The following is a 19,426-nucleotide window of genomic DNA, read 5'->3' as shown; positions in this document are numbered from 1 at the left end:
GCGATGGTTAACGTAAGGTCCATGGCAGGGCTGCGGCAGGGGAATGCCGCATCATGCAGGGCAGACCCGCGCCATATGCCGGTCGTCCCGCTGCCTTTCAAGGCATGCCGTGCCTAACCCTTGAGCGCCTTCACCATGGTCGAGCCCAGCGCCGCCGGGCTGTCGGCGACATGGACGCCCGCGGCGCGCATCGCCTCGAACTTCGCCTCCGCGGTATCCTTGCCGCCCGAGATGACCGCGCCGGCATGGCCCATGCGGCGGCCCGGCGGGGCCGTCGCGCCGGCGATGAAGCCGACCACCGGCTTGTAGTTGGCGCCCCCCGGGCGGTTCTCGCGCCCGAGGAACTCCGCCGCCTGGATCTCGGACTGGCCGCCGATCTCGCCGATCATGACGATCGACTTGGTCTCGGGGTCGGCCAGGAACAGCTCGAGCACCTCGATGAAATCGGTGCCCTTCACCGGATCGCCGCCGATGCCGACGCAGGTGGACTGGCCGAGCCCGGCGGCCGTGGTCTGCGCCACCGCCTCATAGGTCAGCGTGCCCGAGCGGGAGACGATGCCGACCGAGCCGCGGCGGTGGATATGGCCGGGCATGATGCCGATCTTGCAGGCGTCCGGGGTGATGACACCGGGGCAGTTCGGGCCGATGAGGCGCGACTTCGAGCCCGACAGCGCCCGCTTCACCCGCACCATGTCGAGCACCGGGATGCCCTCGGTGATGCAGATGATCAGCGGCAGCTCGGCGTCGATCGCCTCGAGGATGGCGTCCGCCGCGAAGGGCGGCGGCACGTAGATCACGCTGGCATTGGCGCCCGTGGCGGCGACGCAATCGGCCACCGTATCGAAGACCGGCAGGCCGATATGGGTGGTGCCGCCCTTGCCCGGCGTCACGCCGCCGACGTACTTCGAGCCATAGGCAATGCCCTGCTCGGCATGGAAGGTGCCCTGGGCGCCGGTGAAGCCCTGGGTCATGACCTTGGTGTTTTCGTCGATCAGGATCGCCATGGCTCAGGCCCCCTTAACAGCGGCGACGACTTTCTGTGCCGCATCCGCCAGGTTCTCGGCCGGGATGATGGCCAGGCCGCTCTCGGCCAGGATCTTCTTGCCGAGCTCGACATTGGTGCCCTCGAGCCGCACGACCAGCGGCACCGACAGCTTCAGGTTCTTCGAGGCCTCGACGATGCCATTGGCGATCATGTCGCACTTGGCGATGCCGCCGAAGATATTGACCAGGATCGCCTTGACGTTGACGTCCGAGGTGATGATCCGGAAGGCCTCGGTCACCCGCGCCGCATTGGCGGTGCCGCCGACGTCGAGGAAGTTCGCCGGAGAGGATCCATAGAGCTTGATGATGTCCATGGTGGCCATCGCCAGCCCGGCGCCGTTCACCATGCAGCCGATCTCGCCGTCGAGGGCGACGTAGTTCAGGTCGTTCTTGACCGCGTCCAGCTCCTTCGGGTCCATCTCGCTGTCGTCGCGGAGGCCCTCGAGGTCCTTGTGGCGGAACAGCGCGTTGTCGTCGAAGGAGACCTTGGCATCGAGCGCCACGATCTCGCCCGCGCCGGTCACGACCAGCGGGTTGATCTCGACGATGGCGCAATCCAGCTCGAGGAAGGCAGCATAGAGCGTGAGGACAAATTTGGTGAAGCTGCCGACCTGCTTGCCGGTCAGCCCGAGGCCGAAGGCCAGCTTCCGCGCATGGAAGGCGGAGATGCCGGAGGCCGGGTCGATCGCGACCTTCAGGATCTTCTCGGGGTGGTGCTCGGCCACCTCCTCGATCTCCATGCCGCCCTCGGTCGAGGCCATGACGGTGACGCGCGAGCTGTCGCGGTCGACCAGCAGACCGAGGTAGAGCTCGCGCTTGATGTCGCAGCCGTCCTCGACATAGACGCGGGAGACCAGCTTGCCGGCCTCGCCGGTCTGCTTGGTGACCAGCACCTTGCCGATCATCGCCTCGGCCGCGGCCTTGACGTCCTCGACCGACTTGACGACGCGGACGCCGCCCTTGCCGTTCGGGTCGTTGGCGAAGCGCCCGGCGCCACGCCCACCGGCATGGATCTGGGACTTCACCACATAGACCGGGCCGGGCAGCTTGGCCGCGGCCGCGGCGGCTTCCTCGGCAGTCCAGGCCACATGGCCCTGGAGCACTGCGACGCCGTAGCGCCCCAGCAGCTCCTTCGCCTGATATTCATGGATGTTCATGCGGTCATCCCCTGCAAGCGAATGGGACCAGGTGGCTGGTCAGCCGATCAGACGCCGAGCTTCTTGAAGTCTTCGATAAGCTTCTTCACCGCGTCGCAGGACGCATCGAAGGCCTTCTTCTCCTCCGGCGTGAACTGGACCTCGACGATCCGCTCGGCGCCGCCCGCGCCGATCACCACGGGCACGCCGACATAGAAGTCGCTCAGCCCGTACTCGCCGTTCAGCATGACGGCCGCCGGCAGGACCCGCTTCTTGTCCAGCAGGTAGGCCTCGGCCATGGCGATGGCGGAGGCGGCCGGGGCATAGAAGGCCGAGCCGCGCTCGAGCAGCTTCACGATCTCGCCGCCGCCGTTGGCGGTGCGGGCGACGATGGAGTCGATCTTCTCCTGCGTGGTCCAGCCCATCTTGATCAGGTCGGGCACCGGGATGCCGGCCACCGTCGAGTAGCGGGTCAGCGGCACCATGGTGTCGCCGTGGCCGCCGAGCACGAAGGCGGTCACGTCCTCGACCGAGACGTTGAACTCCTGCGCCAGGAACAGGCGGAAGCGGCTGGAATCCAGCACGCCGGCCATGCCGACGACCATGTTGGAGGGCAGGCCCGACTTCTGCTGCAGCGCCCAGACCATGACGTCGAGCGGATTGGTGATGCAGATCACGAAGGCGCCCGGGGCATGGGTCTTGATGCCCTCGGCCACCTGGCCCATCACGCCGGCGTTCTTGGTCAGCAGGTCGTCGCGGCTCATGCCCGGCATGCGCGGGAAGCCGGCGGTGACGATGATGACGTCCGCCCCGGCGATGGCGGCATAGTCGCCGGTGCCGACCATGTTGCTGTCGAAGCCGTCGACCGGGCCGGACTGCATGATGTCGAGCGCCTTGCCGGCGGCGACGCCGGGGAACACGTCGAACATGACGACGTCGCCGAGCTGCTTGAGGCCGATCAGGTGGGCGAGGGTGCCGCCGATATTGCCGGCGCCGATCAGCGCGATCTTCTTGCGGGCCATGACGTGTCCTTAGGAGCCAGGTGGCGGGAGGCGCCAGGGCAGCCGAGCCAGCAGCCGGGCGGCCCAAGCAAAAACAGCGCCGGCTTCCTACTCCTGCCTGCCCGGACCGGCAAGGCGGCCCCGCGCCTTATCAGATGGGCATGCAACGGATGATGTCGTCGTGACCCCGGGCCAGGGTGGCCATGGTGCCGTCCGGGCACTCATTCGCCTGGATGCCGGCGGCCGGCGACAGGCCCTCGGTCCAGACCATGCGCGGGGCGCGGCACTGCGCATTGCCCTTGCGGCCGGTGCAGGCGATGCCGGAGGCCGAGGCCGCCCGCTGGTCCCGGACCGTGCCGAGCTGGGCCCGCATCGGGGCGGAACGCTGGACCTGCGCCTGCGCCTGCGCCGTAACGGCCTGGGCCGGGCTGCGGCGGGGTGCCGCTGCCTGATGCGCCGCCGGCCTCGCCTGCACCTGCTGCTGCCTGCCCCCGGTCCGATCCGCGGCCTGGGCCGCCAGCGGGGCCGCCACGAAAACCATGCCGCAGAGAGCAATCAACAGGCGGTGCATGCGAAATCCTATCGAATCCGTGAGCCTTATTACTGTGTATTACGTCAAATGTGGCAGGGCGAGATAGTCCTGACTTTGCATTTCCGTCAGGCGGCTCGCGGTGCGCTCGAACATGGCGGCGTTCTCGCCCTGTTCGTACAGGGCATCCGGCGGCGCCTCGGCCGAGGCGACCAGCTTGCACCGATGCTCGTAGAGGGTATCGACCAGGGTGATGAAGCGCCGCGCGCGGTCGAAATTCTCCGGCCCCAGGCGGGGAACGGCGTCCAGCACCAGGGTGTGGAAATGGGTGGCGATCGCCAGGTAGTCCGCCGGGCCGAGCGGCCGGCCGCAGAGGTCGTCGAAGTCCGCGCGGGCCACGCCCCGCGCCGTCTCGGGCAGGCCCACCGCCCGGCCGAGCACCGTCAGCGTCGCCGGGGTGCCCCGCGCCACCCCGGTCAATTCCAGGAAGGCCGCGTCCAGCGCCCGCTCCGCCCGGCCGTCGACCGGGCTGTGCCAGGTCGGCAGCCCGCGGATCCGCTCCCGCCGGTAGTCCCGCTGGGCCTCGAGGTAGAGCACGTTCAGCCGCTGGTTGATCAGCCCGATGAAGGGCAGGAAGGCATCGCGCCCCGGCCGGCCCTTGAACAGGTCGCTCGGCGCGGTGTTGGAGGTGGCGACCACCACCACGCCGCGGGCGAACAGCGCCTCGAACAGCCGGCCGAGGATCATCGCATCGGCGATGTCGTGCACCTGGAACTCGTCGAAGCAGAGCAGCGCCGCATCGGCCACGATGCTGGCGGCCAGCGGCGGGATCGGGTCGGTCTCGTCCGGGTTGTTCTTCTTCCAGGCGTGGATGCGCTGGTGGCACTCCTGCATGAACTGGTGGAAATGGATGCGCCGCTTGCGGATGACGTCGGCGCAGTCGAAGAACAGGTCCATCAGCATGGACTTGCCGCGGCCGACCTCGCCGACGAGGTAGAGCCCCTGCGGCGTGTCGTCGGGGGCTTCCGGCACCGGCTTGCGGCGGAAGAAGCGGGCGAGGAAGCCGGCCTCCTCGGGCGCCTCGGGGTGCGGGTCGTAGCCGCGCAGCCGGTGCCACAACTCCTGCAGCGTCTCCGCCGCCAGGGCCTGGGCGACGTCGGGCTTCAGCAGCCCGGCCGCGACTCGGGCGCGGTAGGCCGGCAGCGGGCCTTGATCGGGGCGGGGACGGGTCAGGGCATCCATCGGATGGCGGGGATAGCCCGGCCCAGCCTTGCCGACAACTGCGCCGGCGACAGCCGGACCCGGCCGCCCCCGCTGCCGACCCGGCCCTATTGCTGCGCCAGGTAATGCGCCAGGGCGGCGAGATCGGCGTCCGGGACGCCGTAGACCACGGCATTCATGTTGGTGTCGCTGCCGTGCCGCTTGCCGTCCCGGTACTGGGTCAGGGACTGCGCCAGGTATTCCTCCCGCTGGCCGGTGATGCGGGGTATCTGCGCCCGGCCGCGGTAGTCCGGCAGGTGGCAGATGCCGCAGCGCAGCTTCTCGGACAGCGCCGCCCCGGCCTGGTAGCGGGCCTCGTCGCGCGGCGCCCGGTCGGCGGCATGGCCCGGGGCCAGGCCGGCGTAATGCGCCGCCAGGGCCTCGATCTGCGGATCCTCGAGGCCCTGGGCCATGTCCGGCATGGGCGGCGCGTCGCGCAGCCGCTCGCGGAACAGGATCATCTGCAGGGTGATGAAATCCTCCGGCTGGCCGGCCAGCGAGGGGATGTTCGGCGTGGCCGAGACGCCGGCCGCGCCGTGGCAGGTGGCGCAGTTCCGCTCCGCCGCCAGGGCCTTGCCCTGGGCGGCGTCGCCGGCGGCCCGCGCCGGCCCGGCCGGCAGGCCGGCGCATGCGGCGGCCAGCACGGCCGCCGCCAGGACAGCCCGCCGCATCAGCGGGCGTAGCTGATGCGGTAGATGGCGCCCATCTGCTCGTCGCTGACCAGCAGGGAGCCGTCGGGCAGCTGCTGCACGTCGGTCGGCCGGCCGAGGAAGGCGTTGCCGTCCAGCAGCCCGCCGAGGAAGGGGTGCATGGTCGCCTTGCCCTGCGCATCCAGGCTCACCCGGACCACGTCGTAGCCGGAGCGCTGGGTGCGGTTCCAGGAACCGTGCCGGGCGATGAACATGCTGTTCTTGTACTCGGCCGGGAACATGTCCCCGGTGTAGAAGCGCATCCCCAGCGCCGCCGTATGCGGGCCGAGGCGCAGCGCCGGGGCCGAGAACTCGGAGCATTCACGCCCCTTCATCTCCGGGTCCTGCATGGAGCCCATGTGGCAGAAGGGGAAGCCGAAGTGCTCGCCGACCTTCTGCACCACGCCCAGCGTATCCTCCGGCTCATCCTCGCCGGCCCAGTCGCGGCCGTTGTTGGTGAACCAGAGCTGGCCGGTCACCGGGTGGTGCGCCATGCCGACGCTGTTGCGGACCCCGCGCGCCACCACTTCCCGCCCGGTCCCGTCCGGGTTGTAGCGCAGCAGCAGCGCATGCCGGTTCTCGTCGACCAAGCAGATGTTGCAGGGCGCGCCGACCTGCATGTAGAGCTTGCCGTCCGGCCCGAAGGTCATGAACTTCCAGCCGTGGTGCTCCTCCGGCGGCAGGGCGAAGGCGGCGGTCAGGTCGACCGGCGTGCCCGGGGCATCCAGCTTCCCCTCGATCCCGTCGAAGCGCAGCACCTTGTTGATGGCGACGACGTAGAGCGCGCCGTCGCGGAAGGCGATGCCATTGGGCTGGGTCAGGCCGGAGGCGATGGTCCGCACCTTCTGCTGGCCGCCTTCCATGGTGACCGCATAGACCCGGCCGATGGTGCGGGTGCCGACGAACAACGTGCCATTGGCGCCGACCGCCATCATCCGGGCGCCGGGCATGCCATGGGCATGGACCTCGGCCTTGAAGCCGGCCGGCAGGGTCAGCCGGCCGACCGGCAGCTGGTCCACCGGGGTCACGGTCAGCTTCGGCGCATTGGGGGCGAGCGGCGAGGCGGCCTGGCTCTCGGGCCGGCCCTGCTGCCAGCCGGGCACCGGCGCCTGTTGCGCGGCGGCGGCAAAACTCAAACTCACGGCGGCAAGCGCCAGCAGGCCAGGCTTCATCGACATCTCCCCTGCGGCGAGCATCTTTACGGTGCTTCGCCGATATGAAACTTCGGCCACCATCGCAAACCGCCCGAGGCCCCGCCAGCCTGAACTTCGCGGCGTGACCCGCCCGCTCGATCGTCACACATAAAGATATCCTTATGCTTCGCCGGAAGATGCTGGCCAGCCCGGCTGGGCCGTGCTACGCGCCGCCGGAAGAGACGAAGGAACCCAGACCATGGCCGCAGCCACCGATTACATCGTGAAGGATCTCTCGCTGTCCGATTGGGGCCGCAAGGAGATCGCCATGGCCGAGACCGAGATGCCCGGCCTGATGTCGGTCCGGAAGGAATACGGCGCCGCCCAGCCGCTGAAGGGCGCCCGCATCGCCGGCTGCCTGCACATGACCATCCAGACCGCCGTGCTGATCGAGACGCTGAAGGCGCTCGGCGCCGACGTCCGCTGGTCCAGCTGCAACATCTTCTCGACCCAGGACCACGCCGCCGCCGCCATCGCCGCCACCGGCACGCCGGTCTTCGCGGTGAAGGGCGAGAGCCTGCCGGAATACTGGGACTACGTGCAGAAGACCCTCGAATGGCATGACGGCGGCGAGCCGAACATGCTGCTCGACGACGGCGGCGACATGACCCTGCTGGTCCACTACGGCCTGCGCGCCGAGCAGGGCGACACCGCCTTCCTCGACAAGGCGACCAACGAGGAGGAGGAGGTCTTCTTCGCCCTCATCAAGAAGCTGGTCGTCGAGAAGAAGGGCTGGTTCGCCAAGCTGGCGAAGTCGATCAAGGGCGTCTCCGAGGAGACCACGACGGGCGTCCACCGCCTCTACATCATGGCGAAGGAAGGCAAGCTGCTCTTCCCCGCCATCAACGTGAACGACAGCGTGACGAAGTCGAAGTTCGACAACCTCTACGGCTGCCGCGAATCCCTGGTCGACGGCATCCGCCGCGGCACCGACGTGATGATGTCCGGCAAGATCGCCATGGTCGCGGGCTTCGGCGACGTCGGCAAGGGCAGCGCCGCCTCGCTGCGCAACGCCGGCTGCCGGGTGATGATCTCCGAGGCCGACCCGATCTGCGCGCTGCAGGCGGCGATGGAAGGCTATGAGGTCGTGACCATGGAGGATGCGGCGCCGCGCGCCGACATCTTCGTGACCGCGACCGGCAACGTCGACGTCATCACCATCGAGCACATGCGGGCGATGAAGCACCGCGCCATCGTCTGCAACATCGGCCACTTCGACAGCGAGATCCAGGTCGCCGCGCTGAAGAACCTGAAGTGGACCAACATCAAGCCGCAGGTCGACGAGATCGAGTTCCCCGACGCCAAGCGCATCATCCTGCTGTCCGAGGGACGGCTGGTGAACCTCGGCAACGCGACCGGCCACCCCAGCTTCGTCATGTCCGCCAGCTTCACCAACCAGACGCTGGCGCAGATCGACATCTGGGCGAACCCGGGCAAGTACGAGAACAAGGTCTACGTCCTGCCGAAGCACCTCGACGAGAAGGTCGCCGCGCTGCACCTCGACAAGGTCGGCGCCAAGCTGACCAAGCTGACGCCGCAGCAGGCCAGCTACATCGGCGTGCCCGAGCAGGGCCCGTTCAAGGCCGAGCAGTACCGCTACTGAGACGGCGCGGCCCCGCTTCCGGCGGGGCCGCAGCCCTTCAGCGCTGTGCGCTGGCCACGGCGATGAAGTTCGCCATGGAATCCTCCGCCACCCGGAACCACTGCGACTGTTCCTGGCGGTGCTTCTCCCAATGGTCCCAGACCCGGCGGAAGCGCGGGTTCTGCTCGGCGATCTCGCCATATAATTCCTGCGTCGCCTTGTAGGCCGCCAGCAGGATCTCCCGCGAATAGGGCCTGAGCTGGGTGCCGGAGGCCAGCAGCCGCTTCATCGCCGGCGGGTTGAGCTGGTCGAATTTCGCCATGGACCAGTGCCAGACCTCGGCACTCGCCGTCTCCAGCGCCTGCCTGTACTGCGCCGGCAGCCCTTCCCAGGCGCGGAGGTTGATCATCAGGTCGGTGGAGGGCGCGTATTCCCACCAGCCGGGGTAGTAGTAGAAGCGCGCCACCCGGTTGAAGCCGAGCTTCTCGTCGTCGTAGGGGCCGATGTACTCGGCGGCATCCACCACGCCCCGCTCCAGCGCCGGGTAGATGTCGCCCGGCGCCAGCTGCTGCGCCACCACGCCGAGCTTGGTCATGACCGCGCCGGCCAGCCCGGCGATGCGCATCTTCAGCCCCTTCATGTCCTCGACCGTGCGGATCTCGCGGCGGAACCAGCCGCCCATCTGCGCCCCGGTGCAGGCGGCCGGGATGGCCCAGACCCCCTGGTCGGCATAGACGTCGCGCAGCTGCTCCCGCCCGCCGCCCTGGTGCAGCCAGGACCACATCTGCCGGCTGCTCGGCCCGAAGGGCACGGCGGTGCCGAAGGCCAGGGTCGGGTCCTTGCCGTAGTAGAACAGCGCCGGGGTGAAGCCCGCCTCGACCGAGCCCTGCCCGACGGAATCCATCACCTGCAGCGCCGGGACGATCTCGCCCGGCCCGAAGGGGGTGATCTGGAAGGCGCCTTCGGTCAGCTCGTGCACCCGGCGGCAGATCAGCTCATGCGCCGCCCAGAGCGTGTCGACCGATTTCGGGAAGCTGCCGGGGCAGCGCCAGCGGATGCGCGGCTGCGCGCTGGCGAGATGAGGCATGGCAAGGGTGGCCGCACCGGCTGCACCGCCGGTGACGAGATTCCGCCTGTTCATTGATTCGCTCTCCCTGCGCCTCGTTGGGCGCGGAACGAGCCTGCGGGGCCTGACGCGCCGCCGGCAACAGGATTCCGCCGTGGCGGCGCCGTCCCGCCGCCGACTCAACCGCGACGTTGCAGTCTCGGCCGGCAATTCCGCCCGGCGTGGCGAACCGCCGGCTAGCCCCGCCGCAGCAGGAACAGCGCCTGCTCGCCGAACAGGTTGGCCAGCCAGGCCGAGCGCCGCCACGGCGCCTTCAGCCCCATCTCGTCGACCGCCAGCCACTGCTCGACCACGACGCCGTCCATGGCGCAGAGGTCGAAGAAGTCGCGGATGGTGCAGGGGTGGATGTTCGGCGTCTCGTACCAGCCGCGGTGCCAGGTCTCGGTCATCGGCATCTTGCCGGTGGACAGCAGCTGCCAGCGCACCAGCCAATGGCCGAAATTGGGGAAGCTGACGATGGCGCGGCGGCCGATCCGCAGCATCTGCCGCAGCACCTCGCGCGGCCGCTCCACCGCCTGCAGGGTGCGCGACAGCACGACATAGTCGAAGGCCCCGTCGGGGTAGGAGGCAAGGTCGTGGTCGGCGTCGCCATGGATGACGGCGAGGCCGGCGGCCACCGCCCGCGTCGCCTCCGCCATGTCGATCTCGATGCCCCGGGCGTCGGCGCCCTTCTCGGCGGTGAGATGCGCCAGCAGGGCGCCGTCGCCGCAGCCGATGTCCAGCACCGTCGCCCCCGGCGTCACCATCCCGGCGATCAGCCGCAGGTCCAGCCGCATGTTCTTGGCCACGTAGCGGATCGGGAAGGGCGTGTCGGGCATGCGCCCGGAATAGCCCCCTGCCCCGGCAGCGGCAACGCTTCCTTCATCCCGGCGTGGTCTCCTCGCGCCACCATCAGGCGCAAAGGACGGCGTCCCCATGATCCGGGCCCGCATGCCGGCGCTGCTGCCCGTCCTGGCCAGGCTGCCATCGGCCGGCCGGGTGCGCGGCTTCCTGGCCGGACTGCCGCAGCGGGGCTCCCGCCGGCTCTCCGAGCATCTGCACCGGATGGCCGACCGCCTGGCCGGGCTGCCGACCGGGAGCCTCGCCGCCCCGGCCCTGCCCGGCGCCGGCCACCCCGCTCCCGCCCCGGGGCAGGAGGCGGCAGGCCCGGCCCCCTCCCTGGCGGCCGCCCGCGCCGCCTGGACCGACCGGCTCTGGGAGGATGGCTACCTGCTGCCCGGCGGCGCGGCCGAAATCCAGCGCCTCTCGGGCCTGCTGCCGCTCTCGCCCGCCACCACCCTGCTGCTGGTCGGCCGCGATGCCGGGGGGGCCGCGGCCACCATCGTCGCCCAGCGCGGTGCCTGGGTCGCGGCGCATCAGCACGACCCGCAGCTGGCCGAGCGCATGGCGGCCCGGCTGCGGCCCATCGGCCGGCGCGTCGCCATCCTGCCCTGGTCGCCCGCCGCCCCGGCCTTCCGGCCGCAGTACCACCACCATGCCCTGGCGCTGGAGCCGACCGCGGGCGGTGGCAGCCTCGCCACCCTTGCGCCCGCCCTCGCCGCGGCGCTGACGCCCGAGGCCCAGCTGGTTTTGCTTGACCTCACCCTCGGTGCGGCCGCCGCGGCGCATCGCCCCGCGCTCGACCGCTGGCTCGCGCTCGAGGGCCGCGCCGGGCCGCCGCCGGCGCAACCGGCGGCGGAGGCGGCGATCAAGGCCGCCGGTTTCCAGCTGCACGTGGCCGAGGATGCCGGGCCGCGGCATTGCGCCGCGGTCACCGAGGGCTGGGCCCGGCTCATCGGCGCGGTCCGCCGCCAGGGCCAGCGCACCCCCCGGGCCGATGCCCTGGCGCTGATCACCGAGGCCGAAGTCTGGCTGCTGCGGCACCGGCTGCTGACCGCAGGGGCGATCGGCCTGGTCCGCTGGCACGCGACCCTGCGGCGCTAGGGAGGAAAACTCACCCTAGGTGGTGCTGACCACCCGCCAGGAGAACTCGGGGCCGCCCTGGTCCTGGATCGTGAGGTACTCGCCGGGGCGCAGCTGGCCGGCATTGCGGATCTGCGCCTGCAGCGGCGCATCGGCCGAGCTGCCCTGGGCGAAGATCCGCAGCGACCAGCCGCCTTCCTCGTCCCACTGGACATCGCCAGGGCGCGGCGCCTCGCCCGGGCGGTAGCGGGTCGCGGGCCAGGGTTCGGGATCGGCCAGCCAGGCGGCGACATCCAGCTGTCCGCCGGGCGTCAGCGCCACCGAAAGCTCATAGCGGTGGTCGGCGCTGCCCAGCGGGAAGCCGGGGCCATTCGCCAGAACCAGGGTTACCAGGGGCATCGGCTGCTCAACCCTCCATCCGCCAAACCCGGCAGGTCGAGTGGAACGCCCGGGGGCCCCTTCGGTTCAGATCGCGACCCGGACCCCGAGTTCCACCACCCGGTCGGAGGGGATGCGGAAGAATTCGGTCGCCGGCACCGCGTTGCGCGACATCAGGGTGAACAGCCACTGCCGCCAGCGCGACATCTTCGGCACCACCGCCTGCACCAGCGTCTCCCGCCCGAGGAAGTAGCTCGACTGCATCGGGTCGAAATTCACCCCCTCCTCGCGCAGGCTCTCGAGCTCGCGCGGGATGTTCGGGCTTTCCTGGAAGCCGTAGCGGAGGATGACGCGGTGGATGCCGGCGGCCAGTTCCTGCACCTCGCGCCGGCGGTCGGCGCCGACCTGCGGCACGTCCTCGTTCAGCACCGTGACGAACAGGACGCGCTCGTGCAGCACCTTGTTGTGCTTGAGGTTGTGCAGCAGCGCGCCGGGGACGTAGTCGGCCTGGCCGGTCATGAAGACCGCGATCCCCGGCACCCGGATGGTGCGGGACTGCGGCAGCCGGGCGAGGAAGGACTTCAGCGGCAGGCTGTCCTGGCGGAAGCGGGCGAACAGCAGCTGCCGGCCGCGGTACCAGGTGTTCATCAGGATCATCAGGATGCCGCCGAGCACCAGCGGCACGTAGCCGCCGTCCGGGATCTTCAGCACGTTGGCGATGAAGAAGACCAGGTCCAGCGCCATCAGCGGCGCGAAGACCGCGAGCGTCAGGGCCAGGGACCAGCCGAACTGCCGGTGGAAGACCAGCAGCGCCAGGCAGGAGGTGCAGACGAAGGTCCCGGTCACCGCGATGCCATAGGCCGCCGCCAGGCTGTCCGAGTTGCGGAACTCGAGCACCAGGATGACCACTCCGATCAGCAGGGCGAAATTCACCTGCGGCAGGTAGATCTGCCCCTCCTCGGTCACGCTGGTGTGGCGCACCTCCAGCCGCGGGGAGAAGCCGAGCTGGACGCATTGCCGGGCGATCGAATAGGCGCCCGAGATCATGGCCTGGCTGGCGATGATGGTCGCGGCCGTGGCCAGCACCACCAGCGGCAGGCGGAACCACTCGGGCGCCAGCAGGAAGAAGGGATTCTCCAGCGCCGCCGGGTTGGACAGCAGCAGCGCCCCCTGGCCGAAGTAGTTCAGCGCCAGCGCCGGCAGCACGAAGACCATCCAGGCGAACTGGATCGGCCGCTTGCCGAAATGGCCCATGTCGGCATAGAGCGCCTCCGCCCCGGTCACCGCCAGCACGACGCTGCCCATGGCGATGAAGGCGGCCAGCTTGTAGACGTAGCAGAAGTGCAGCGCATAGGTCGGCGAGAGCGCCACCAGCACCTGCGGCTCCCGCACGATCTCGACCAGGCCGAGGAGGCCGATGGTCGCGAACCACAGGGCGCAGATCGGGCCGAAGATCGCCCCCATGCTGCCGGTGCCCCGGTACTGGAAGACGAAGAGCGCGATCAGGATGACGATCGAGAGCGGGATCACCGCCTCCTCGAAGCCGGAGGAGACGACCTTCAGCCCCTCCACCGCCGAGAGCACCGAGATCGCCGGGGTGATGATGCCGTCGCCGAAAAAAAGGCAGGCGCCGGCCATGCCGACCAGCGCCACCCACCAGCGGCCGCGCTCGGTCCGGCAGCAGCGCTGGGCCAGCGCCATCAGCGCCAGGATGCCCCCCTCCCCGCGGTTGTCGGCGCGCAGCACGAAGACGACGTATTTCACCGTGACGGTGAGGATGAGCGCCCAGAAGATGAGGCTGAGCAGCCCCAGCACCTCCCAGCGCTCCACCCCGTCGGCGGAGAAGTGCAGGACGGAGGCCTTCAGCGCATAGAGCGGGCTGGTGCCGATATCCCCGTACACGACCCCCAGCACGCCGAGGATCATGGCCGGGGTCAGGGGGCGCCGGGTGCCGGACTCAGGGGATACGGTCAAGGTTCAGGGACCCGGGGGTGCGAGGGTCGGCACGCATAGGCCCGGGGCAGGGGCGATGCAAGGGCATCCCCCATGGACTTTCCCCCCCGGCTTCCAGGGCTGCTCAGTGCCCCCGCAGGATCTGGCTGAGGAAGAGCTTGAGGCGCTCGGTCTGCGGCGTCTCGAAGACCTGGGTCGGGGTGCCCATCTCGACGATCTCGCCGCGGTCCATGAAGACCACCCGGTCCGCCACCTGCCGGGCGAAGCCCATCTCGTGCGTCACGCAGATCATGGTCATGCCGGTCTCGGCCAGGCTGACCATGGTGTCCAGCACCTCCTTGATCATCTCGGGGTCGAGCGCCGAGGTCGGCTCGTCGAACAGCATGATCTTCGGCTTCATGCAGAGCGCCCGGGCGATGGCGACCCGCTGCTGCTGCCCGCCCGAGAGCTGGCCGGGGTACTTCTTCGCCTGTTCCGGGATGCGCACCTTGGTCAGGTACTCCATCGCCAGGGCCTCGGCCTCCTTCTTCGGCATCCGGCGGACCCAGATGGGCGCCAGGGTGCAGTTCTCGAGGATGGTGAGGTGGGGAAACAGGTTGAAGCTCTGGAAGACCATGCCGACCTCGCGGCGGATGTCGTCCAGCGCCTTCACGTCGTCCGACAGCTCGATGCCGTTGACCTTGATGACGCCTTCCTGGTGCGTCTCCAGCCGGTTGATGCAGCGGATCATGGTCGACTTGCCCGAGCCCGAGGGGCCGCAGACCACCACCCGCTCGCCCAGCGCCACGTTGAGGGAGACGTCGCGCAGCACGTGCAGGGCGCCGTACCACTTGTTGACCTTGTCCAGCAGGATGGCCGGCGGCGCATCGGTGCGGGCGGAGGAGGCGACGTGGTCCAGGGTCTCGCTCATCGGTGTGTCCCCTTACCGCACGCGATGGCGGTTGAGTTCGGCTTCAAGGCTCTGGCTGTACTTGCTCATGGCGAAGCAGAAGACGAAGTAGATGGCGCCGACCGTCAGGTAGACCTCGACCCCGAAGCCCTGCCAAGCCGGCTCGATGATGGCGGTCTTGCCGGCGGTCAGCAGGTCGAAGATGCCGATGATCAGCACCAGCGACGTGTCCTTGAAGAAGCCGATGAAGGTATTGACCAGCGGCGGGATCACCAGCCGCAGCGCCTGCGGCAGGATGATGAAGCCGGTCTTGTGCCAGTAGGACAGGCCGAGCGCGTCCGCCGCCTCGTACTGGCCCTTGGGCAGCGCCTGCAGCCCGCCGCGCACGACCTCGGCCAGGTAGGCCCCGGCAAAGAGGATGATGGCGATCTGCGCCCGCAGCAGCTTGTCCACGTTCATGCCTTCCGGCAGGAACAGCGGGAACATCACGCTGGCCATGAACAGCAGGCTGATCAGCGGCACGCCGCGGATCAGCTCGACATAGATGACGCAGATCGCCTTGATCGCCGGCAGGTTGGACCGCCGCCCCAGCGCCACGACGATGGCCAGCGGGAAGGCGAAGGCGAGCCCGAAGGTCGCCAGGATCAGGGTGATGACGAGCCCGCCCCAGCGCTCCTGCGGGACATAGGGCATCCCGAGCACGCCGCCCCACATCAGCAGGCCGATCAGCGTCAGCACCCCGACCCAGACCAGCGCCAGCGAGGGCCGCCAGAAGCGCCGCATGGCCGAGACGACATAGAGCGCGACGAAGAGCAGCACGCAGAGCGCCGGGCGCCAGTGCTCCTCGTAGGGGTAGGTGCCGAACAGGATGAAGCGGTGCTTCTCGGTGATGACCGCCCAGCAGGCGCCGACGCCGCGGGCATCCCGGCAGGCCTGGGTCTGGTTGTTCGGCACCGACCAGACCGCGTTGACGAAGGCCCAGTCGACGAAGCCGATCGCCCAGCGGATGATGAAATAGGCCAGCACCAGCGTGACCGCGGTCGAGATCCAGCCGGAGAAGAGGTTGGCGCGGGCCCAGCCGACCAGCCCGACCTCGGTCAGCGGGGCCGAGCGGGGCGCGGCCTCCGGCACGGTGGCGGCGGCGTTCAGGGTGACGTCGCTCATGGCTCAGCGCTCCACCAGGGCTATTCTGGCATTGTACCAGTTCATGAACAGGCTGATCGACAGGCTGATGCTGAGGTAGACCAGCATGATGATGGCGATGCCCTCGATCGCCTGGCCGGTCTGGTTCAGCGTCGTGTTGGCGATGCTGACGATGTCCTGGTAGCCGATGGCGACCGCCAGCGAGCTGTTCTTGGTGATGTTCAGGTACTGGCTGGTCATCGGCGGGATGATGACCCGCAGCGCCTGCGGCATGACCACCAGCTTCAGCACCGAGGCCGGCCGGAGGCCGAGCGCCTGCGCCGCCTCCCACTGCCCGTGCGGCACCGCCTGGATGCCGGAGCGGACGATCTCGGCGATGAAGCCGGCGGTGTACATGGTCAGGCCCAGCAGCAGGGCGAAGTATTCCGGGCTCATGTTCAGCCCGCCGCGGAAATTGAAGCCGCGCAGCGCCGGCCAGTCGACCACGAAGGGAGCGCCGGCGGCGTACCAGACGACCAGCGGCAGCACCAGGATGCAGCCGATCGCGATCGGCCAGACCGGCCGCGGCTTGCCGTCGAGGATGCGCTTCCTGATCGCGTCGCGCCGGTAGAGCAGCGTGTAGGCGAGGCCGAGGACGAAGGCGAGCAGCGCATAGGAATGCGCATCCTGCCATTCGATCCAGGGCAGCTTGAGCCCGCGGTTCGAGAGGAACACGCCGGCGACCGGGTTCATCGCCTGGCGCGGCCCGGGCAGCGCCTGCAGGATGGCGTACCAGAACAGCAGCTGCAGCAGCAGCGGCAGGTCGCGGATGACCTCGATGTAGACGCCGGCGATCTTCGACAGCAGCCAGTTCTTCGACAGCCGGGCGATGCCGATCAGGGTGCCGAAGATGGTCGCCAGGATGATGCCGACCACCGCCACCTTCAGCGTGTTCAGCAGGCCGATGAGCAGGGCGCGGAAATAGGTGTCGGTCGGGCTGTAGGGGATCAGGTTCTCGGCGATCGGCAGCCCGGCCTCGCGCGTCAGGAAGCCGAAGCCGGTGGCGATCCGCCGCACCTCGAGGTTGTGGACGGTATTCGACCAGAGCCACCAGATGACGGCGCCGATGAGGCCGACGACGAGGATCTGCCAGACGATGGCGCGCACCCGCTCGTCCGACCAGGACAGCCGGATGGGCCGGCGCGGCGGGGCTCGGAGCGATCGGGGATCTATGGTGGTCTGGGACATCGGCGCGCCTTCTCGTCCAGGCCGTCAGCGACAGGCAAGGGGGAGCCGGGTGTCGCCACCCGGCTCCGGTCGGCTCAGCGGAAGGGCGGCGAGTACTGCAGCCCGCCCGGGGTGGTCCAGAGCGCGTTCGGGCCGCGCTGGATGCCGATCGGCGTCAGGTTGCGGGCGAAGATCTCGCCGTAGTTGCCGACCGCCTTGATGACATTGACCGCCCAGAGGTTGTCGAGCCCGAGCATCTTCCCGAGTTCGCCGTTCTTGCCGAGGATGCGCTGCACTTCCGGCCGCGGGTCGTTCGCCGCCATCTGCGCGACATTCGCCTGGGTGATGCCGAATTCCTCGGCGCTCAGCAGCAGGTAGTGGGTCCAGCGGACCACGTCGGCGAAGCGCGCGTCGCCCTGGCGGACGCCGACGGCCAGCGGCTCCTTGCTGATGACCTCGGGCAGGATCAGGTGGTCGTCCGGCTTCGGCTGCGCCGAGCGGGTGGCGGCGAGGCCGGAGATGTCGGTGGTATAGGCGTCGCAGCGGCCGGCGATATAGGCCGAGACCAGCTCCTCGAGCCGCTCGATCACCACCGGGGTGAAGCGGACCCGGTTGGCGCGCGACCAGTCCGTGAGGTTCTGCTCGGTGGTGGTGCCGGGCTGGACGCAGATGGTGGCGCCGTCCAGCTCCTTGGCGGATTTCACCCCGAGGCTGGCCTTCACCATGAAGCCCTGGCCGTCGTAGAAAGTGGTCGCGGCGAAGTCGAGGCCGAGCACGGTGTCCCGCGACAGGGTCCAGGTGGTGTTGCGCGAGAGCACGTCGATCTCGCCCGACTGCAGGGCGGTGAAGCGGACCTGGGCGGTGGTCGGGACGTAGCGCACCTTGGACGGGTCGCCGAAGATGGCGGCGGCGATGGCCCGGCAGTAGTCGGAGTCGAAGCCCTTCCAGACCCCCTGGCTGTCGGGCTGGGCGAAGCCGGCGAGGCCGGTGTTCACGCCGCAGATGAGCTGGCCGCGCGACCGCACCGCATCGAAGGTGTTCGACGCGGCGGCGGGGGCCGGCTGCGCCTGGGCGAGGCCCGGCGCCAGCATGGCGCAGCCGAGCGCCGCAGCCCCCAGAGCACGCTTCAAGAAAAGCCCGAAGTGGGGCATCAATTCCGTCTCCCGTTGTGTCCGGCCCTCGTCGGGGCGGATCGCTGTCCCTGCATGTCCAGCAAATGCTGCGCCAGCGATGGCCCCGGGCGCAACGATGGATGCACCCGGACCCCTGGCCGCGCCTGCCGGCCCTTTGGGCGATAGCAGACGGCCGGGCGAATGCGAAGCGGCGGCGTGCGCCGGGGGCGCCGCCTGCGAGCGGATGAGGCGGCGGCTGCCCAAGGCGGCGGCGGCGCGCCCGGACGCGCCCCGGGCAGGATCCGCCGGCCGGCCTCAGGGCGCGGCGGGCAGCGCCGGCAGGCTGAGGTGGATGCCGTCCGGGCGGCGCTCGGCCCGGCCGCCGGCCTCCTCGCCGACCGCGGCCAGCGCGGCGATCGCCGGCAGCTCCAGCCCGGCCGGCGTGACCACCGTCAGCGTCACCAGCCCGGCGTCATGCGCCAGCTCGAGGCCCAGCCCGGCGCCGCGGGGCATCCGTTCCGCGATCTCCTGGGCGAGGCCGAGCAGCCCATCCTCCAGCGCGGTGCGGTCGAGCCGCACCCGCGGGTCCCCGGCGGCGAGGCTGAGGCTGAGGCCGCTGGCGCTGGGCAGCAGCAGGGCCAGCAGCGGCTGCAGCATGGTCAGCACATCCGCGAGGCAGACCGGGGCGGCGCCGTCGGTCGACCGGCGCAGCAGGGTCAGCAGCGAGCGGGTCGAGCCGTCCAGCCGGCGGGCGGCCTCGTGGATGCGGTCGAGCTGCCGCTGCGGGCCGCCGGCCGCGGCGGTGCGCTTCAGCAGCTCGAGGTTGGCGAAGACCACGGTCAACAGGTTGTTGATGTCGTGCTGCACCGGCCGCGCCAGCGTGGCAACGGCGGTCATGCGCCGGGCCTTCGGCCCCAGTGTCGCGTGATCGGGATCCATCGGCGGCGAGTCCTGGCCCTGCATGGGCAGCGGTGTAACGTGGCAGCGGGCGGAAAGCACCCCTGCTCCGCTGCATGACTCAACCGAGGGTTCAGGGCAAGGCTTCCGCGACCTCCCGGAAGAGGCGCGCCGGCAGCGTGCCGCCGCGGACATCATCCATCGGCCGCGCGTCGTCATTGCCCAGCCAGATGCCGATCACCCGCTGGCCGAGCATGCCGACGAACCAGGCGTCGCGGAAATCCTGGGTGGTGCCGGTCTTCCCGGCCGCCACCCGGCCGGGGACGGCGGCGGCGCGGCCCCTGCCGCGGGCCACCACCGCCTCCAGCATCCGCCGCATCGCCGCG

19 protein-coding genes are annotated in these 19,426 nt (G+C 69.9%); 2 read left to right on the top strand and 17 right to left on the bottom strand.

The genetic code is table 11. From position 1 onward, the window contains the following. Positions 1–113 precede the first annotated feature (113 nt). The 7 genes from sucD to QWZ14_RS17690 all read right to left on the bottom strand — a co-directional run bounded on the left by sucD (position 114) and on the right by QWZ14_RS17690 (position 6,831). Positions 114–1,004 carry a succinate--CoA ligase subunit alpha gene (sucD, locus tag QWZ14_RS17720; protein WP_290318114.1) on the bottom strand — a complete coding sequence of 297 codons (891 nt, stop codon included), beginning with the start codon at positions 1,002–1,004 and terminating at the stop codon, positions 114–116. A gap of 3 nt (positions 1,005–1,007) precedes the next feature. Next, positions 1,008–2,201 (bottom strand): ADP-forming succinate--CoA ligase subunit beta, encoded by a 1,194-nt coding sequence (gene sucC, locus QWZ14_RS17715; RefSeq protein ID WP_290318113.1) that lies wholly within the window; start codon positions 2,199–2,201, stop codon positions 1,008–1,010. A gap of 47 nt (positions 2,202–2,248) precedes the next feature. After that, positions 2,249–3,202, bottom strand: coding sequence for a malate dehydrogenase (gene mdh, locus QWZ14_RS17710; protein ID WP_290318112.1), 954 nt, complete (start codon positions 3,200–3,202; stop codon positions 2,249–2,251). A gap of 130 nt (positions 3,203–3,332) precedes the next feature. Then, positions 3,333–3,752: a hypothetical protein gene (locus QWZ14_RS17705; RefSeq protein ID WP_290318110.1), complete on the bottom strand. Its 420-nt coding sequence runs from the start codon at positions 3,750–3,752 to the stop codon at positions 3,333–3,335. A gap of 39 nt (positions 3,753–3,791) precedes the next feature. Continuing rightward, the gene (zapE, locus tag QWZ14_RS17700) at positions 3,792–4,952 is read right to left on the bottom strand and encodes a cell division protein ZapE (protein WP_290318108.1); all 1,161 of its coding nucleotides are present in this window, start codon (positions 4,950–4,952) and stop codon (positions 3,792–3,794) included. 86 nt (positions 4,953–5,038) lie between these two features. Beyond that, positions 5,039–5,641 carry a c-type cytochrome gene (locus QWZ14_RS17695; RefSeq protein ID WP_290318106.1) on the bottom strand — a complete coding sequence of 201 codons (603 nt, stop codon included), beginning with the start codon at positions 5,639–5,641 and terminating at the stop codon, positions 5,039–5,041. Further along, on the bottom strand, positions 5,641–6,831 hold the full coding sequence (locus QWZ14_RS17690) for a PQQ-dependent sugar dehydrogenase (protein ID WP_290318105.1): 1,191 nt from the start codon (positions 6,829–6,831) through the stop codon (positions 5,641–5,643). Before QWZ14_RS17690 ends, QWZ14_RS17695 begins: the two co-directional genes overlap by 1 nt. 220 nt (positions 6,832–7,051) lie before the next feature. Here QWZ14_RS17690 and ahcY point away from each other — a divergent pair, with 220 nt between their 5' ends. Then, positions 7,052–8,455, top strand: a complete 1,404-nt coding sequence (gene ahcY / locus QWZ14_RS17685) for an adenosylhomocysteinase (RefSeq protein WP_290318104.1) — start codon at positions 7,052–7,054, stop codon at positions 8,453–8,455. A gap of 37 nt (positions 8,456–8,492) precedes the next feature. On the opposite strand, the gene QWZ14_RS17680 is transcribed toward ahcY, so the two are convergent. Together QWZ14_RS17680 and metW are read right to left on the bottom strand one after the other, a co-directional pair. Further along, positions 8,493–9,575 carry a TRAP transporter substrate-binding protein gene (locus QWZ14_RS17680; RefSeq protein ID WP_290318103.1) on the bottom strand — a complete coding sequence of 361 codons (1,083 nt, stop codon included), beginning with the start codon at positions 9,573–9,575 and terminating at the stop codon, positions 8,493–8,495. A gap of 161 nt (positions 9,576–9,736) precedes the next feature. Further along, positions 9,737–10,336, bottom strand: coding sequence for a methionine biosynthesis protein MetW (gene metW / locus QWZ14_RS17675; protein WP_290318146.1), 600 nt, complete (start codon positions 10,334–10,336; stop codon positions 9,737–9,739). A 139-nt stretch (positions 10,337–10,475) separates the two neighbouring features. Between metW and QWZ14_RS17670 the strand changes: the two genes are divergently transcribed. Further along, on the top strand, positions 10,476–11,483 hold the full coding sequence (locus QWZ14_RS17670; RefSeq protein ID WP_290318102.1) for a hypothetical protein: 1,008 nt from the start codon (positions 10,476–10,478) through the stop codon (positions 11,481–11,483). A 15-nt stretch (positions 11,484–11,498) separates the two neighbouring features. On the opposite strand, the gene QWZ14_RS17665 is transcribed toward QWZ14_RS17670, so the two are convergent. The 8 genes from QWZ14_RS17665 to QWZ14_RS17630 form a co-directional block, all read right to left on the bottom strand. After that, the gene (locus QWZ14_RS17665; protein WP_290318101.1) at positions 11,499–11,861 is read right to left on the bottom strand and encodes a hypothetical protein; all 363 of its coding nucleotides are present in this window, start codon (positions 11,859–11,861) and stop codon (positions 11,499–11,501) included. A 66-nt stretch (positions 11,862–11,927) separates the two neighbouring features. Continuing rightward, the gene (locus QWZ14_RS17660; protein ID WP_290318145.1) at positions 11,928–13,766 is read right to left on the bottom strand and encodes a potassium transporter Kup; all 1,839 of its coding nucleotides are present in this window, start codon (positions 13,764–13,766) and stop codon (positions 11,928–11,930) included. 151 nt (positions 13,767–13,917) lie between these two features. Then, entirely contained in the window at positions 13,918–14,703 is a 786-nt protein-coding gene (locus QWZ14_RS17655; protein WP_290318100.1) for an amino acid ABC transporter ATP-binding protein, read from the bottom strand. A 12-nt stretch (positions 14,704–14,715) separates the two neighbouring features. Continuing rightward, positions 14,716–15,846 (bottom strand): amino acid ABC transporter permease, encoded by a 1,131-nt coding sequence (locus tag QWZ14_RS17650; protein ID WP_290318099.1) that lies wholly within the window; start codon positions 15,844–15,846, stop codon positions 14,716–14,718. 3 nt (positions 15,847–15,849) lie between these two features. Beyond that, positions 15,850–17,052: an amino acid ABC transporter permease gene (locus QWZ14_RS17645; protein ID WP_290318098.1), complete on the bottom strand. Its 1,203-nt coding sequence runs from the start codon at positions 17,050–17,052 to the stop codon at positions 15,850–15,852. Between the two features lie 74 nt (positions 17,053–17,126). Then, positions 17,127–18,161, bottom strand: coding sequence for an amino acid ABC transporter substrate-binding protein (locus QWZ14_RS17640; RefSeq protein WP_290318097.1), 1,035 nt, complete (start codon positions 18,159–18,161; stop codon positions 17,127–17,129). 297 nt (positions 18,162–18,458) lie between these two features. Continuing rightward, entirely contained in the window at positions 18,459–19,040 is a 582-nt protein-coding gene (locus tag QWZ14_RS17635; protein ID WP_290318096.1) for a histidine kinase dimerization/phospho-acceptor domain-containing protein, read from the bottom strand. 133 nt (positions 19,041–19,173) lie between these two features. Then, on the bottom strand, positions 19,174–19,426 hold a 253-nt coding region (locus QWZ14_RS17630; protein ID WP_290318094.1), incomplete at its 5' end, for a penicillin-binding transpeptidase domain-containing protein.

The sequence above is a fragment of the Paeniroseomonas aquatica genome, assembly GCF_030409335.1.
GTDB lineage: Bacteria > Pseudomonadota > Alphaproteobacteria > Acetobacterales > Acetobacteraceae > Belnapia > Belnapia aquatica.
This window is presented reverse-complemented; position numbering and strand designations above follow the sequence as displayed.

What these genes read in the sequence shown, in the direction of transcription:
- QWZ14_RS17705 (WP_290318110.1), bottom strand. Translation starts at nt 3,752, where the DNA reads ATGCACCGCCTGTTGATTGCTCTCTGCGGCATGGTTTTCGTGGCGGCC.
- QWZ14_RS17660 (WP_290318145.1), bottom strand. Translation starts at nt 13,766, where the DNA reads ATGATCCTCGGCGTGCTGGGGGTCGTGTACGGGGATATCGGCACCAGC.
- ahcY (WP_290318104.1), top strand. Translation starts at nt 7,052, where the DNA reads ATGGCCGCAGCCACCGATTACATCGTGAAGGATCTCTCGCTGTCCGAT.
- QWZ14_RS17665 (WP_290318101.1), bottom strand. Translation starts at nt 11,861, where the DNA reads ATGCCCCTGGTAACCCTGGTTCTGGCGAATGGCCCCGGCTTCCCGCTG.
- mdh (WP_290318112.1), bottom strand. Translation starts at nt 3,202, where the DNA reads ATGGCCCGCAAGAAGATCGCGCTGATCGGCGCCGGCAATATCGGCGGC.
- QWZ14_RS17690 (WP_290318105.1), bottom strand. Translation starts at nt 6,831, where the DNA reads ATGAAGCCTGGCCTGCTGGCGCTTGCCGCCGTGAGTTTGAGTTTTGCC.
- sucD (WP_290318114.1), bottom strand. Translation starts at nt 1,004, where the DNA reads ATGGCGATCCTGATCGACGAAAACACCAAGGTCATGACCCAGGGCTTC.
- QWZ14_RS17650 (WP_290318099.1), bottom strand. Translation starts at nt 15,846, where the DNA reads ATGAGCGACGTCACCCTGAACGCCGCCGCCACCGTGCCGGAGGCCGCG.
- QWZ14_RS17645 (WP_290318098.1), bottom strand. Translation starts at nt 17,052, where the DNA reads ATGTCCCAGACCACCATAGATCCCCGATCGCTCCGAGCCCCGCCGCGC.
- QWZ14_RS17680 (WP_290318103.1), bottom strand. Translation starts at nt 9,575, where the DNA reads ATGAACAGGCGGAATCTCGTCACCGGCGGTGCAGCCGGTGCGGCCACC.
- QWZ14_RS17635 (WP_290318096.1), bottom strand. Translation starts at nt 19,040, where the DNA reads ATGACCGCCGTTGCCACGCTGGCGCGGCCGGTGCAGCACGACATCAAC.
- zapE (WP_290318108.1), bottom strand. Translation starts at nt 4,952, where the DNA reads ATGGATGCCCTGACCCGTCCCCGCCCCGATCAAGGCCCGCTGCCGGCC.
- QWZ14_RS17695 (WP_290318106.1), bottom strand. Translation starts at nt 5,641, where the DNA reads ATGCGGCGGGCTGTCCTGGCGGCGGCCGTGCTGGCCGCCGCATGCGCC.
- QWZ14_RS17670 (WP_290318102.1), top strand. Translation starts at nt 10,476, where the DNA reads ATGATCCGGGCCCGCATGCCGGCGCTGCTGCCCGTCCTGGCCAGGCTG.
- QWZ14_RS17655 (WP_290318100.1), bottom strand. Translation starts at nt 14,703, where the DNA reads ATGAGCGAGACCCTGGACCACGTCGCCTCCTCCGCCCGCACCGATGCG.
- sucC (WP_290318113.1), bottom strand. Translation starts at nt 2,201, where the DNA reads ATGAACATCCATGAATATCAGGCGAAGGAGCTGCTGGGGCGCTACGGC.
- metW (WP_290318146.1), bottom strand. Translation starts at nt 10,336, where the DNA reads ATGCGGCTGGACCTGCGGCTGATCGCCGGGATGGTGACGCCGGGGGCG.